The following is a 13,303-nucleotide window of genomic DNA, read 5'->3' as shown; positions in this document are numbered from 1 at the left end:
ATATACTACGGCGCTTAAAAAAATTACGTCATCCACTCAAAACGAACAAGATAAGAACTATGCAAGTTTCAGACTTTCACTTTGAACTTCCCGATGAGCTGATTGCTCGTTACCCAACGGCTGAACGTACGGCGAGTCGCTTACTGCAATTAGACGGTAACAGCGGTGAACTGGCGGATGGCTCATTTAAAGACGTTCTTGACCGAGTTCAGCCCGGCGATTTATTGGTTTTTAACAATACACGTGTCATCCCGGCTCGCATGTTTGGGCGCAAAGCTTCAGGCGGCAAACTGGAAGTATTGGTCGAACGAATGTTGGATGAACAGACGATTTTAGCTCATGTTCGCTCATCTAAGCCGCCAAAACCGGGCAGTGAGTTGTATTTAGGAGAGCATGACGAATATCATGCACACATGGTGGCTCGCCATGACGCGCTGTTCGAGATTCGTTTTACAGCGTCAAAGACGGTACTGGAGATCTTAAACGAGATTGGCCATATGCCGTTGCCGCCTTACATTGACCGCCCTGATGAAGATGCTGATAAAGAGCGTTATCAAACCGTATACAACCAAAAACCGGGAGCTGTAGCTGCACCGACCGCCGGTTTGCATTTCGATGAGGCTCTGCTTGAGCAAATCAAAGCGAAAGGCGTCGAATTTGCTTATGTAACTTTGCATGTTGGCGCTGGAACCTTCCAGCCAGTACGAGTCGACAATATTCACGATCACCATATGCATGCAGAATATGTTGAAGTGCCACAAGAGGTAGTCGATGCCGTCAACGCGACGAAAGCGCGTGGTGGTCGAGTGATCGCTGTTGGAACTACGTCGGTGCGCTCACTGGAAAGTGCCGCGCAAGATGCGCTTAAAAAGGGCACTGAGCTGGTTCCTTTTTTCGGTGACACTGAAATTTTCATCTTCCCTGGTTATGAGTATCAGTTGGTGGATTGCTTAATCACTAACTTCCACTTGCCAGAGTCGACACTGATTATGCTCGTCAGCGCTTTTGCAGGTTATGAGCATACTATGGCCGCGTACGCGCATGCCGTGAAACATCAATATCGTTTCTTTAGTTATGGTGATGCGATGTTTATCACCAAGAACACCAATTAACGAGTGCTAGCATTACGCTAGGAGAAGAAGCTCCGCTTCGTTTTTCGCTAGGAATTGGCGACCGCTCTAGAGGGGTGCTTGCACCTAATCATGATACGTCAGACTGTTTCTCTGACATTGGAGGCTTCGTGAAGTTAACATACGAACTTAAAAAGAAAAACGGAAATGCTCGCCGTGGGCAATTAACCTTTGAACGTGGCACTGTGCAAACACCGGCATTCATGCCTGTAGGTACTTACGGCACAGTAAAAGGCATGACACCGGAAGAAGTAAAAGAGACGGGCGCAGAAATTTTGCTCGGTAATACTTTTCACCTGTGGCTGCGCCCTGGCCAAGAAGTGATGAAAATGCACGGCGACTTGCATGATTTTATGAACTGGCAAGGCCCGATCCTCACCGATTCAGGTGGTTTCCAAGTGTTTAGCTTGGGTGACATTCGCAAAATCACAGAAGAAGGGGTGCATTTTCGTAACCCAGTCAATGGTGACAAGATTTTCATGGACGCAGAAAAGTCGATGGAAATTCAAAAAGATCTGGGATCTGACATTGTGATGATTTTCGATGAGTGTACGCCGTACCCTGCGACGCACGACGAAGCGAAAAAATCAATGGAGATGTCTTTACGTTGGGCGCAGCGTTCACGTGACCATTTCGACAAATTAGAGAACACCAACTCGCTATTTGGTATCGTGCAAGGCAGTGTTTACGAAGATTTGCGTGATGTTTCCGTGAAAGGCTTAACCGAGATCGGATTTGATGGCTACGCGGTTGGTGGCTTAGCGGTGGGTGAACCTAAAGAAGACATGCACCGTGTACTTGAGCACACCTGTCCACAATTGCCAGAAGACAAACCACGCTACCTGATGGGTGTCGGTAAACCTGAAGACTTAGTAGAAGGGGTACGTCGCGGTATCGATATGTTTGACTGTGTGATGCCAACGCGAAATGCACGTAATGGCCATCTATTTGTGACGGGTGGTGTGATCAAGATCCGTAATGCAGTACATAAAACCGATACAACTGCGCTGGATCCGCATTGTGACTGTTACACTTGCAAAAATTATTCGAAGTCGTATTTACACCATCTGGATCGTTGTAACGAAATTCTAGGTGCGCGTTTAAATACTATTCATAACTTACGTTATTACCAACGCCTGATGGCAAGCATTCGTTTAGCGATTGAAGAAGATCGCTTCGACGCGTTTGTTGAGGAGTTTTATGCTCGTCGCAATCGTGAAGTTCCACCAATGGGCCAATAACGGTTTTGCTGCGTTTTGCTTAATTTGTGAAGTGATAAACTTGAAATTAAGCCAACGCAGCCCAATTAGAATTACATTACACAACAATATTTTAGAGGACGTTTTCAATGAGTTTAATTTCTGTAGCACACGCAGCAGGTGAAGGTGCATCACAAGGTGGCGGTTATGAAATGCTGATCATGCTTGGTATGTTTGCGGTTATTTTCTACTTCATGATTTACCGCCCACAAGCTAAACGTGTTAAAGAGCATAAAAGTTTGATGGCCGCCATGACTAAAGGTGATGAAGTGTTAACCAGTGGCGGTTTAGTGGGTAAAATCACTAAAATCGCAGAAGACAGCGATTACATCTCTATCGAACTGAATGTGAACAATGAAATTGTGATCAAAAAAGATTTCATTACAGCGGTGCTACCAAAAGGTACGCTTAAGTCTTTATAACAGCTAAAGGATCCTTGCTGTGCTAAACCGTTATCCGTTATGGAAGTATTTGTTAGTGGTGTTCGCCATTACTCTCTCTGCTTTATATGCACTTCCAAATATTTACGGTGAAGATCCGGCAATTCAAATTACAGGGGCGCGTGGCGCCTCTGTTGATATGTCAACGCTGGATGCCGTCACCAAAGCTCTTGATAAAGAGAGCCTTTCTCATAAATCCATTGCTCTAGAGAATGGATCAATTCTTGTTCGATTTAACGATACCGATACTCAAATCAGTGCGCGTGATGTGGTGAGTGAAGCGTTAGGCAAAGATACAATTGTTGCACTTAACCTTGCTCCTTCAACGCCTTCTTGGTTGGAATCGATTGGCGCGGCACCGATGAAGCTTGGCCTTGATCTGCGTGGTGGTGTTCACTTCTTAATGGAAGTGGATATGGATGCCGCAATGGAAAAATTGATTGGTCAGCAAGAAGAAGCGTTTCGCAGCGAACTGCGTGATGACAAAATTCGCTACCGCGCTATTCGCTCAGTGGGCAACGACCGAGTGGAAGTCACTTTGCGTGATGATGAGCAATTAGAGCAAGCACAGCAAGCATTAACGTCGAAACATCCTGATATGACTTTTACTACGTCTAAGGCTGACGGTCGCTTTGCGCTGATTGCTCAATTTACTGAGCAGCGTTTGCAGGAAGTTCGAAATTACGCCGTTGAGCAGAACATCACGATTTTGCGTAACCGTGTTAACGAATTAGGGGTCGCTGAACCCTTAGTGCAGCGTCAAGGTGCCAGCCGCATTGTGGTTGAGTTACCGGGGGTTCAAGATACCGCTCGTGCTAAAGAGATTCTTGGCGCAACCGCGACTCTTGAGTTTCGTGAAGTTGATGACAAGGCTGATTTAGCCGCCGCGGCTTCTGGTCGTGCTCCTGCTGGGAGTGAAATCAAATCTGATCGTAATGGTCGCCCGGTTGTCTTGAAAAAACGCGTGATTCTAGGTGGTCAAAGTATCACGGATGCCAGCTCTAGCATGGATGAATATGGTCGCCCGCAAGTGAACATTTCGTTAGATAGCGAAGGCGGAAATAAGATGTCGGCGTTCTCTAAAAAGAACATTGGCAAGCTTATGGCAACGGTATTTGCAGAGTACAAAGACAGCGGCCGTCGGACACCTGATGGCAAAGTGATTCTGGATAAGCATGAAGAAGTGATCAACCAAGCAACGATTCAGTCGGCTCTTGGGCGTAACTTCCGTATCACGGGAATTGATTCTGCTGCAGAAGCTCAAAACCTTGCACTTTTACTGCGTGCAGGTGCGTTAATTGCGCCAATCTCTATTGTTGAAGAGCGTACCATTGGTCCATCAATGGGGCAGCAAAATATCGATATGGGCATTCAAGCCTGCATCTGGGGTATGGTTGCGGTGATGCTCTTTACGCTGCTTTACTACCGTGGTTTTGGCTTGATTGCCAATATTGCATTGATGGCGAACCTTGTGCTCATTATTGGTGTGATGTCGATGATCCCTGGGGCGACAATGACCTTGCCGGGTATTGCGGGCATCGTATTGACGGTTGGTATGGCCGTGGATGCTAACGTTCTGATCTTCGAGCGTATTCGTGAAGAGCTCCGTGATGGACGAAACCCACAACAAGCTATCCACCAAGGCTATGCTAACGCGTTCAGTACCATTGCTGATGCCAACATCACTACGTTGATTACGGCAATCATTCTATTTGCTGTGGGTACTGGAGCCATCAAAGGGTTTGCCGTCACACTTTCTATCGGTATTTTAACCTCAATGTTTACCGCTATTATCGGGACTCGCTGTATTGTGAACCTGTTATATGGTGGTAAACGCATTAAAAAATTGTCGATCTAAGGCTAGGAATTACTATGTTTCAGATTCTAAAAGCAGATAAAACGATCGACTTTATGCGTTGGTCTAAATTTGCGTTTTTATTCTCTCTTTTAATGATTGGTGCGTCTATTTTCACTTTATCAACCAAGTGGTTGAACTGGGGACTGGACTTCACCGGCGGTACTTTGATTGAAGTTGGGTTTGAACACCCAGCTAATCTTGAAGATATCCGCAGTGCTTTGGAAGCGAAAGGGTTTGGCGATGCGACGGTGCAGAATTTCGGTTCCGCGCGCGAAGTGATGGTTCGTCTTCGTCCACGTGCTGACATGGTTGGCGAGACGTTAGGCAATCAAATTCTTTCTGCTATTAAAGAGGGGACAGGAAAAAGTGTCGAGATGCGTCGCATTGAGTTCGTTGGCCCGAATGTGGGCGATGAATTAGCTGAAGCCGGAGGCTTAGCGATTTTGGCTTCGCTCATCTGTATTTTGCTTTATGTCTCCGTTCGTTTTGAATGGCGGCTCGCTGCGGGCGCGGTGATGTCACTGGCACACGATGTGATCATCACGCTTGGCATCTTCTCTATCATGCAAATTGAGGTTGATTTAACGATTGTTGCCGCTTTGCTGACCGTTGTCGGTTACTCGCTCAACGATACGATTGTGGTATTTGACCGTATCCGTGAAAACTTCCGTAAATTGCGTAAAGGTGATTCAGCCGAGATCATGAACAGCTCAATTACCCAAACCTTGAGCCGGACTTTGATTACATCGGGAACCACCTTGCTGGTGGTGATCGCACTCTTTGTGCAAGGTGGGGCGAACATACATGGTTTTGCCACCGCTTTACTGCTCGGTATCACCGTGGGTACTTATTCATCTATCTATGTTGCGTCAGCGTTGGCACTGAAATTAGGAATTACCCGTGAGCACCTACTTCCACCTCAAGTGGAAAAAGAGGGTGCGGAGTTCGACGAACTTCCTTAGCAGCCTGAAAGTTTCTTAAATAGCCAAAGCCGCAGAATATTCTGCGGCTTTTTTCTACCCCATCCCACACCGCGGTCACTCTAAGTAGCAAAGTATAAAACGAAACTAAAAAAGCCTCGTATATTGCTATACGAGGCTTGAATCAATTTTGACGGTGTTGATGGTATTTAGTGCAACCTATTTAAGAATAGCGCTGTTACCGTTATCACGAATGTGTTTCAGAATCGCTTTAACACCACGGGCACTTGAACCTACAATGTTGCCCGATTTCATGTATTCAGTACCGCCAGAGAAATCGGTAAGAATAACGCCTGCTTCACGAGCGATCAGCTCGCCAGCGGCTAAATTCCAAGGTCTTAAACCCAGTTCAAAGTAACCATCGACACGGTTTGAAGCTAGGTAACATAAATCAAGCGCAGGAGAACCGGTACGACGGAAATCAGCACATTCAACAAACAGTGCAGACATGATTTTCATGAAAGATTCGGCATGTTGCTTTTGTTTGTATGGGAAACCAGTAGCGAGAATAGTGCCTTGAAGATCTTTTAACTGTTTAACACGAAGGCGTGAGTTGTTTAATTGCGCACCAGCACCACGTTGAGCGGTAAACAGCTCATTGCGCATTGGGTCATAAACACAAGCAACTTCTGTTTTGCCTTTAATGCGAACCGCGATGGAAACGGCGAAGTGGGGTAAACCTTTGACGAAGTTTGTTGTGCCATCCAGTGGGTCGATGATCCATTGAACGTCCTTATCTTTACCGTCGATAAGCCCGTTTTCTTCAGCAACGATACTGTGTTCTGGGTAAGAACTTTTGATTGTATCGATGATCATAGTTTCTGCTTCTTTGTCTACGTTAGTAACAAAGTCATTAGTCCCTTTCTGAGTTGTTTCGATTTTCTCAGTATTTTCTAGTGATTTAGCAATATGGTTACCAGCTTTTCGCGCAGCGCGAATAGCAATGTTTAGCATTGGATGCATACAGTTTTCCCAACGGATGTTAAAGAACGAAAAAGCGGGCAGCAGTATAACAAAGTTTTATTAAAAAGGAAGTGGCTATTTTTTGCTCGGTTGTTCATGTGTAGCTAAAGGACCTGACCATTTTAGTCAGGTTTATGTTAGTATCCTGTCGTTTAAAATAGAGTGGCGTACAACGTAATGCTAGACAATGTAAAAATCATTTTAGTAGGGACATCTCATTCAGGAAATATTGGTTCTGCTGCCCGAGCGATGAAGGTCATGGGCCTAAGTAAAATGATTTTGGTTTCGCCTCAATGCGAGGTAGACGCCCAAGCGATCGCTCTAGCTGCTGGAGCAAGCGACATTGCTTTAAATGCGGAGGTCGTGGATACGCTAGAGCAGGCTGTCGCAGATTGTGGCCTGGTGGTTGGGTCAAGTGCACGCTCACGAACTTTAGAATGGCCAATGCTTGAACCGCGTGAATGTGGGGAAAAATTGGCGCAAGAGGGGCAGCAATACCCGGTTGCTTTAGTGTTTGGCCGAGAAAAAACCGGGCTGACCAACGATGAACTGCAAAAATGCCATTTTCATGTATGCATTCCGGCTAATCCTGAATACAGTTCGTTAAACCTTGCTATGGCCGTACAAACATTGAGTTATGAGGTGCGTGTTGCCTATCTAAATAATGAAAAAAAAGGTTATCAAGCCCAGCCAGAAGAAGCGTATCCTCTGCATCACGAATTAGAAATGTTCTATCAGCATCTTGAAAAGGTCATGATACAGACACAGTTTATTTCAAAGGAACAGCCGGGACAGATCATGAATAAACTCCGTCGGCTATTTTCTCGTTCGCGTCCAGAGTCTCAAGAAATCAATATATTACGTGGTGTGTTGACCTCAATTGAGAAGCATCGCAGCAATCAATAATTATCCAGATTAATAATAGGGTTAAATACCTGACTAAATTAGTCAAATAAATACTTGACCTATTTAGTCAGGTATGGAAAAATTCCAACCACATAATCAATGTGGATACGGTGATATGAGACTTACATCTAAAGGAAGATATGCGGTTACAGCCATGTTAGATGTGGCTCTGCATTCGCAACAAACCCCAGTGCCACTGGCGGATATTTCCGAACGGCAAGGCATTTCGCTCTCTTACCTTGAGCAGCTGTTTTCTAAACTGCGTAAAGCGGGGCTAGTTGCTAGTGTACGTGGTCCAGGTGGTGGATACCGCTTAGGTGCAGATGCCTGCTCAATTTCGATTGGTACTGTGATTGCCGCTGTTGATGAATCAGTTGATGCAACAAAATGTAATGGAAGAGCCGACTGCCAAGGTGGCACTCGCTGCTTAACACATACGTTATGGCGAGATCTTAGCTCTCGCATTAGTGACTTTCTAAACAACATTACTCTTGGCGAGTTAATGATTGATAATGAAGTACTAGAAATTTCTGACCGCCAAGGCTTGGGCCTGACGGTGAACCACGGGTTAACCAATAAAAATACCAATACCGTGATTATCGGCTCGGTGCCCGTAGGTCTTAATGCCCGCTCATAGCGGCAATGTTTACATTGGAGTAGAAAATGAAACTGCCTATTTATTTTGACTATTCAGCTACCTGTCCAGTTGACCCTCGCGTGGCTGAAAAGATGGTTCAGTACATGACGATGGATGGTGTTTTTGGTAATCCAGCATCGCGATCGCACCGTTATGGCTGGCAGGCAGAAGAAGCCGTAGACACTGCGCGTGAGCAAATTGCTGAACTGCTTAATGCTGATCCTCGCGAAATCGTATTTACATCCGGTGCGACAGAGTCAGATAACCTCGCGATCAAAGGTGTGGCGCATTTCTATGCCAAGCAAGGTAAGCATATTATCACCTGTAAAACCGAGCATAAAGCGGTGCTTGATCCATGTCGTCAGCTTGAGCGTGAAGGTTATGAAGTGACCTATCTTGAGCCAGAATCGAATGGCTTGATTGATCTAAAAAAATTAGAAGCGGCAATGCGTGATGACACAATTTTGGTGTCGATCATGCACGTGAACAACGAAATTGGCGTAATTCAGGACATCATGGCGATCGGTGAGCTTTGCCGTGAACGCAAGATAATTTTCCACGTAGATGCAGCGCAATCTGCCGGTAAAATTCCCCTTGATGTACAAGAAATGAAAGTGGATCTTATCTCCCTTTCTGCGCATAAAGCGTATGGACCTAAAGGGATTGGCGCATTATATGTTCGCCGTAAACCTCGTATTCGCCTTGAAGCGCAAATGCACGGTGGCGGCCATGAACGTGGTTTCCGTTCAGGCACATTACCAACGCACCAAATCGTAGGTATGGGTGAAGCATTCCGTATTGCTAAGCAAGACATGCAAAAAGATTTTGACCACGCAAAAGCATTGCGTGATCGTCTACTCGCTGGTGTACAAGACATGGAAGCCGTGAGTGTGAATGGCGATTTAGATCAGCGTGTTCCGCACAACCTGAATATTAGTTTTGCCTTTGTTGAAGGCGAATCGCTACTGATGTCTTTAAAAGACTTAGCGGTATCATCAGGTAGTGCTTGTACCTCGGCCAGCTTAGAGCCGTCATATGTACTGCGTGCGCTTGGTTTGAACGATGAAATGGCGCACAGCTCAATTCGTTTCTCATTTGGCCGTTTTACGACCGAAGAGGAAGTGGACTACGCCGTTGAACAAATCCGCGTAGCCGTAAGCAAATTACGTGACATGTCTCCTCTATGGGATATGTATCAAGAGGGTGTGGATTTAAACACCGTTGAATGGGCACATCACTAGTCCTTTAAAAGGCACTGGTTTATTCCCAAGGAAATAGAGGATTAGAGGTAACTATCATGGCATACAGCGAAAAAGTAATTGATCACTATGAAAACCCACGTAATGTTGGCTCTTTTGATAAAGAAGATCCAACCATTGGTAGTGGTATGGTTGGCGCTCCAGCTTGTGGCGACGTAATGAAGCTACAAATTAAAGTGACGCCAGAAGGCATCATTGAAGATGCAAAATTTAAAACCTACGGTTGTGGTAGCGCGATTGCTTCGAGCTCACTGGTTACTGAATGGGTCAAAGGTAAGAGCATTGACGAAGCGGCAGCCATTAAGAACTCTGAAATCGCGGAAGAGCTAGAGCTTCCACCAGTGAAAGTTCACTGTTCGATTTTGGCGGAAGATGCGATCAAAGCTGCCGTTGCCGATTATAAAAAGAAACACCAACAATAATATTAAGGGAGTGAATGATGGTTCACTCCCATAAGTTCAAACTAAGAATCTAAGGTTGTAGTATGGCCATTACCTTAACTGAAACAGCAGCGCATCGCGTTCGAGCATTCCTAGATAACCGAGGCAAAGGCGTAGGTTTACGTCTTGGAGTGAAAACAACAGGCTGCTCGGGTATGGCTTACGTGCTTGAATTCGTTGATGACGTTAACGAAGAAGACGAAGTGTTTGAAGATCATGGTGTCAAAGTGATTATCGATTCGAAAAGCCTCGTCTATCTTGATGGCACACAGCTTGACTATGTCAAAGAAGGGCTAAACGAAGGTTTTGAGTTCAACAACCCGAATGCAAAAAGCGAATGTGGTTGTGGTGAAAGCTTCAACGTGTAACGGATTGGCTTTCGGCGTGACTAGGCTCACTTGAGCCTAGTGTCGAGCACTAGGAGCAATGTGTTAATGAACTATTTTGAATTATTTGGGCTACCAAGTCAGTTTGCACTGGATGGTAGCCTTCTTTCTTCTCAGTTTCGTGCGCTGCAAAAACGGTTTCATCCCGACAATTTTGCCACTGCGTCTGAGCGAGATCGCCTGCTTGCTGTGCAAAACGCCTCACAAATCAATGATGCTTATCAAACATTAAAATCGCCGATCAGTCGCGCAGAATACTTGTTGCTTGAACAAGGCATAGAGTTACGCGCAGAACACCAAACCATGCAAGATCCGCTGTTTTTAATGGAGCAGATGGAGCTGCGAGAAGAGCTTGAAGCCATCGCCTCACAGCCTGATGTTGAAAGTGCGTTATTCGATTTTGAAAACAGAGTCAGCAAGATGTATAAACAGCATCTTACCTTGGTTGAGCAACAACTTAATCATGCTCAATGGAACCTTGCGGCTGATACGGTTCGCAAGCTTAAATTTATTGCCAAGCTCAAAAATGAAATAGAAAGAGTCGAAGAACAGTTACTCGGCTAGTTCGATAATAAGGACCAACCCATGGCATTACTTCAAATTGCAGAACCCGGTCAAAGCTCTGCGCCGCATCAGCATAAACTCGCAGCGGGTATCGACTTGGGGACAACCAACTCATTAGTCGCATCGGTTCGAAGCGGTAATGCGACGACGCTTGCTGATGCACAAGGACGCTCGATCCTCCCTTCGGTGGTCCACTATTCGGCTCAAGAGCGTTGCGTAGGCTTTGATGCCAGAGCACACGCGCAAGTTGATCCTGCCAATACCATCATTTCTGTGAAGCGTTTGATCGGCCGTTCACTGGCTGACATTCAGGCGCGTTATCCCACATTGCCTTATCGCTTCAAAGCCAGTGACAACGGTTTGCCTATTTTGCAAACGGCTCAAGGTGATAAGAACCCGATTCAAGTTTCCGCCGATATTCTTCAATCTCTTGCTCAGCGTGCCGAAGCGTCGTTAGGTGGTGAATTAGCGGGTGTGGTGATTACCGTACCTGCTTATTTTGATGATGCGCAACGCGTGGGCACCAAAGATGCCGCTCAACTTGCCGGCTTGCACGTACTGCGTTTACTCAATGAACCTACCGCTGCAGCGATTGCCTATGGTTTAGACTCAGCGCAAGAAGGTGTGATTGCGGTTTATGATTTAGGTGGCGGTACGTTTGATATCTCTATCTTACGTCTGTCGAAAGGCGTGTTTGAGGTACTTGCGACTGGTGGTGATTCCGCGCTCGGTGGTGATGATTTTGACCATTTGATTGCTGACCATTTTTTGAGCCAAATCGGCTTAGCTGAACCCCTCACTGCTGAGCAGCAACGAGCATTGCTTGATGCGGCCACCGAAGCGAAAATTGCCTTATCTGATACCGATAGTGTCGAGGTTTCTGTGCTGGGTTGGCAAGGGCGTTTAACTCGCGATGAGTTTAACCAACTCATCACGCCACTAGTAAAAAGAACCTTACTATCGTGTCGTCGAGCACTCAAAGATGCCGAAATTACTGCAGATGAAGTGTTGGAAGTGGTGATGGTCGGCGGTTCAACTCGTACGCCACTGGTTCGAGATTTAGTCGGTGAGTTTTTTGGTCGCACACCACTAACTAGCATCAACCCTGATGAAGTTGTCGCGATTGGTGCAGCAATTCAAGCCGACATTTTGGTGGGTAATAAACCCGATTCAGAAATGCTCCTGCTGGATGTCATTCCTCTGTCGCTGGGTATTGAAACCATGGGTGGCTTAGTGGAAAAAATCATCCCACGTAACACCACCATTCCTGTTGCAAAAGCTCAAGAGTTCACCACCTTCAAAGATGGTCAAACAGCCATGAGCATCCATACGGTGCAGGGCGAACGTGAGATGGTAGACGATTGCCGCTCATTGGCTCGTTTTTCACTAAAAGGTATTCCACCAATGACGGCGGGTGCCGCGCATATCCGCGTAACTTATCAAGTTGATGCCGATGGCTTACTCTCCGTGACAGCGATGGAAAAAAGTACGGGAGTTCAGGCGGAAATTCAAGTTAAGCCCTCGTATGGACTGAGTGATAATGAAGTAGCAAATATGCTGCGAGATTCGATGACGTTTGCCAAACAAGATATGCAGACTCGCGCTCTGGCAGAGCAACGTGTAGAAGCCGATCGTGTAATCGAAGGTTTGATCTCTGCCTTACAGGCCGATGGTGATGAATTGTTATCTGAGTCAGAAAAGCAGATCCTTCTGAATGCAATAGAAGATTTAATTGTGCTGCGTAATGGTGATAGCGCCGATGCCATCGAGCAAGGAATTAAAGAGACAGACAAAGCCAGCCAAGATTTTGCTTCACGCCGTATGGATAAATCCATTCGCAGTGCACTTGCTGGTCAATCGGTAGATGATATTTAAAGAGAAAAATTATGCCTAAGATTATTGTGTTACCTCACCAAGAGCTTTGTCCTGAAGGTGCCGTTCTGGAAGCGCAAGCAGGAGAAACCGTACTGGATGTGGCGCTGAAAAATGGTATCGCTATTGAACATGCGTGTGAAAAATCCTGCGCATGCACGACTTGCCATATTATCGTTCGCGAAGGGTTTGACTCACTTGATGAGAGTGATGAGTTGGAAGATGACATGCTTGATAAAGCGTGGGGTCTTGAACCTGAATCTCGCCTTGGCTGCCAAGCTAGAGTCGCTAACGAAGATTTAGTGGTTGAAATTCCAAAGTACACACTCAATCTGGCTTCTGAAGATCATTAATCCTATTGAGCGTATTAACGCCCGTTCACTGTTTGTAAAAGGAAAGCAAAATGAAATGGACCGATTCTCGTGATATTGCGATCGAGCTTTGTGAGCAATACCCAGACGTAGATCCTAAAAATGTACGTTTTACGGATCTACACCAGTGGGTGATGGAACTGGAAGAGTTTGATGATGAGCCAAACCGTTCCAACGAAAAAATTCTCGAAGCGATTATTCTATGTTGGATGGAAGAGATCGACTAAGACTATTGCTA

General features: G+C 45.8%; 15 protein-coding genes. 14 read left to right on the top strand and 1 reads right to left on the bottom strand.

Annotation, left to right across the window (positions count from 1 at the left end):
* Positions 1–59 precede the first annotated feature (59 nt).
* The 5 genes from queA (at position 60) to secF (ending at position 5,649) form a co-directional block, all read left to right on the top strand.
* On the top strand, positions 60–1,112 hold the full coding sequence (gene queA / locus AACT21_RS16450; RefSeq protein ID WP_026027701.1) for a tRNA preQ1(34) S-adenosylmethionine ribosyltransferase-isomerase QueA: 1,053 nt from the start codon (positions 60–62) through the stop codon (positions 1,110–1,112).
* Positions 1,113–1,240: 128 nt separating this feature from the next.
* Positions 1,241–2,371, top strand: coding sequence for a tRNA guanosine(34) transglycosylase Tgt (gene tgt / locus AACT21_RS16445; RefSeq protein WP_026027700.1), 1,131 nt, complete (start codon positions 1,241–1,243; stop codon positions 2,369–2,371).
* 107 nt (positions 2,372–2,478) lie between these two features.
* Positions 2,479–2,811 carry a preprotein translocase subunit YajC gene (gene yajC, locus AACT21_RS16440; protein WP_013857505.1) on the top strand — a complete coding sequence of 111 codons (333 nt, stop codon included), beginning with the start codon at positions 2,479–2,481 and terminating at the stop codon, positions 2,809–2,811.
* 19 nt (positions 2,812–2,830) lie between these two features.
* Positions 2,831–4,687 carry a protein translocase subunit SecD gene (gene secD / locus AACT21_RS16435; protein ID WP_017044259.1) on the top strand — a complete coding sequence of 619 codons (1,857 nt, stop codon included), beginning with the start codon at positions 2,831–2,833 and terminating at the stop codon, positions 4,685–4,687.
* Positions 4,688–4,701: 14 nt separating this feature from the next.
* Complete coding sequence (gene secF / locus AACT21_RS16430) at positions 4,702–5,649, top strand: protein translocase subunit SecF (RefSeq protein WP_013857503.1); 948 nt, start codon at positions 4,702–4,704, stop codon at positions 5,647–5,649.
* A 177-nt stretch (positions 5,650–5,826) separates the two neighbouring features.
* Here the strand turns inward: secF and suhB are convergent, their stop codons facing one another.
* A complete protein-coding gene (gene suhB / locus AACT21_RS16425; RefSeq protein ID WP_013857502.1) occupies positions 5,827–6,630 on the bottom strand; it encodes an inositol-1-monophosphatase in 804 nt (267 codons plus the stop codon).
* 177 nt (positions 6,631–6,807) lie between these two features.
* On the opposite strand from suhB, the gene trmJ reads away from it, so the two are divergent.
* From trmJ to iscX, 9 genes are all read left to right on the top strand, one after another.
* Complete coding sequence (gene trmJ, locus AACT21_RS16420; RefSeq protein WP_026027699.1) at positions 6,808–7,536, top strand: tRNA (cytosine(32)/uridine(32)-2'-O)-methyltransferase TrmJ; 729 nt, start codon at positions 6,808–6,810, stop codon at positions 7,534–7,536.
* A 115-nt stretch (positions 7,537–7,651) separates the two neighbouring features.
* On the top strand, positions 7,652–8,173 hold the full coding sequence (gene iscR, locus AACT21_RS16415; protein ID WP_026027698.1) for a Fe-S cluster assembly transcriptional regulator IscR: 522 nt from the start codon (positions 7,652–7,654) through the stop codon (positions 8,171–8,173).
* A gap of 26 nt (positions 8,174–8,199) precedes the next feature.
* The gene (locus tag AACT21_RS16410) at positions 8,200–9,414 is read left to right on the top strand and encodes an IscS subfamily cysteine desulfurase (RefSeq protein WP_013857499.1); all 1,215 of its coding nucleotides are present in this window, start codon (positions 8,200–8,202) and stop codon (positions 9,412–9,414) included.
* A gap of 56 nt (positions 9,415–9,470) precedes the next feature.
* A complete protein-coding gene (iscU, locus tag AACT21_RS16405) occupies positions 9,471–9,854 on the top strand; it encodes a Fe-S cluster assembly scaffold IscU (protein ID WP_010320409.1) in 384 nt (127 codons plus the stop codon).
* Positions 9,855–9,916: 62 nt separating this feature from the next.
* Positions 9,917–10,240: an iron-sulfur cluster assembly protein IscA gene (gene iscA, locus AACT21_RS16400; protein ID WP_010320408.1), complete on the top strand. Its 324-nt coding sequence runs from the start codon at positions 9,917–9,919 to the stop codon at positions 10,238–10,240.
* A gap of 66 nt (positions 10,241–10,306) precedes the next feature.
* The gene (hscB, locus tag AACT21_RS16395; RefSeq protein WP_094163330.1) at positions 10,307–10,822 is read left to right on the top strand and encodes a co-chaperone HscB; all 516 of its coding nucleotides are present in this window, start codon (positions 10,307–10,309) and stop codon (positions 10,820–10,822) included.
* 21 nt (positions 10,823–10,843) lie between these two features.
* Positions 10,844–12,697 (top strand): Fe-S protein assembly chaperone HscA, encoded by a 1,854-nt coding sequence (gene hscA, locus AACT21_RS16390; RefSeq protein WP_094163328.1) that lies wholly within the window; start codon positions 10,844–10,846, stop codon positions 12,695–12,697.
* A gap of 11 nt (positions 12,698–12,708) precedes the next feature.
* Positions 12,709–13,047, top strand: coding sequence for an ISC system 2Fe-2S type ferredoxin (fdx, locus tag AACT21_RS16385; protein ID WP_010320405.1), 339 nt, complete (start codon positions 12,709–12,711; stop codon positions 13,045–13,047).
* 50 nt (positions 13,048–13,097) lie between these two features.
* A complete protein-coding gene (gene iscX, locus AACT21_RS16380; protein ID WP_010320404.1) occupies positions 13,098–13,292 on the top strand; it encodes a Fe-S cluster assembly protein IscX in 195 nt (64 codons plus the stop codon).
* Positions 13,293–13,303 lie beyond the last annotated feature (11 nt).

This window comes from Vibrio sp. V08_P9A1T1 (assembly GCF_963874405.1).
GTDB lineage: Bacteria > Pseudomonadota > Gammaproteobacteria > Enterobacterales > Vibrionaceae > Vibrio > Vibrio anguillarum.
Note: the sequence above shows the minus strand (reverse complement) of the source record. Positions and strands in the feature narration are given on the sequence as shown.

Excerpts from the sequence above, each read along its gene's own strand:
- hscA (WP_094163328.1), top strand. The coding sequence starts at position 10,844 with ATGGCATTACTTCAAATTGCAGAACCCGGTCAAAGCTCTGCGCCGCAT.
- hscB (WP_094163330.1), top strand. The coding sequence starts at position 10,307 with ATGAACTATTTTGAATTATTTGGGCTACCAAGTCAGTTTGCACTGGAT.
- trmJ (WP_026027699.1), top strand. The coding sequence starts at position 6,808 with ATGCTAGACAATGTAAAAATCATTTTAGTAGGGACATCTCATTCAGGA.
- suhB (WP_013857502.1), bottom strand. The coding sequence starts at position 6,630 with ATGCATCCAATGCTAAACATTGCTATTCGCGCTGCGCGAAAAGCTGGT.
- queA (WP_026027701.1), top strand. The coding sequence starts at position 60 with ATGCAAGTTTCAGACTTTCACTTTGAACTTCCCGATGAGCTGATTGCT.
- AACT21_RS16410 (WP_013857499.1), top strand. The coding sequence starts at position 8,200 with ATGAAACTGCCTATTTATTTTGACTATTCAGCTACCTGTCCAGTTGAC.
- yajC (WP_013857505.1), top strand. The coding sequence starts at position 2,479 with ATGAGTTTAATTTCTGTAGCACACGCAGCAGGTGAAGGTGCATCACAA.
- iscR (WP_026027698.1), top strand. The coding sequence starts at position 7,652 with ATGAGACTTACATCTAAAGGAAGATATGCGGTTACAGCCATGTTAGAT.
- secF (WP_013857503.1), top strand. The coding sequence starts at position 4,702 with ATGTTTCAGATTCTAAAAGCAGATAAAACGATCGACTTTATGCGTTGG.
- fdx (WP_010320405.1), top strand. The coding sequence starts at position 12,709 with ATGCCTAAGATTATTGTGTTACCTCACCAAGAGCTTTGTCCTGAAGGT.
- iscA (WP_010320408.1), top strand. The coding sequence starts at position 9,917 with ATGGCCATTACCTTAACTGAAACAGCAGCGCATCGCGTTCGAGCATTC.
- iscX (WP_010320404.1), top strand. The coding sequence starts at position 13,098 with ATGAAATGGACCGATTCTCGTGATATTGCGATCGAGCTTTGTGAGCAA.
- iscU (WP_010320409.1), top strand. The coding sequence starts at position 9,471 with ATGGCATACAGCGAAAAAGTAATTGATCACTATGAAAACCCACGTAAT.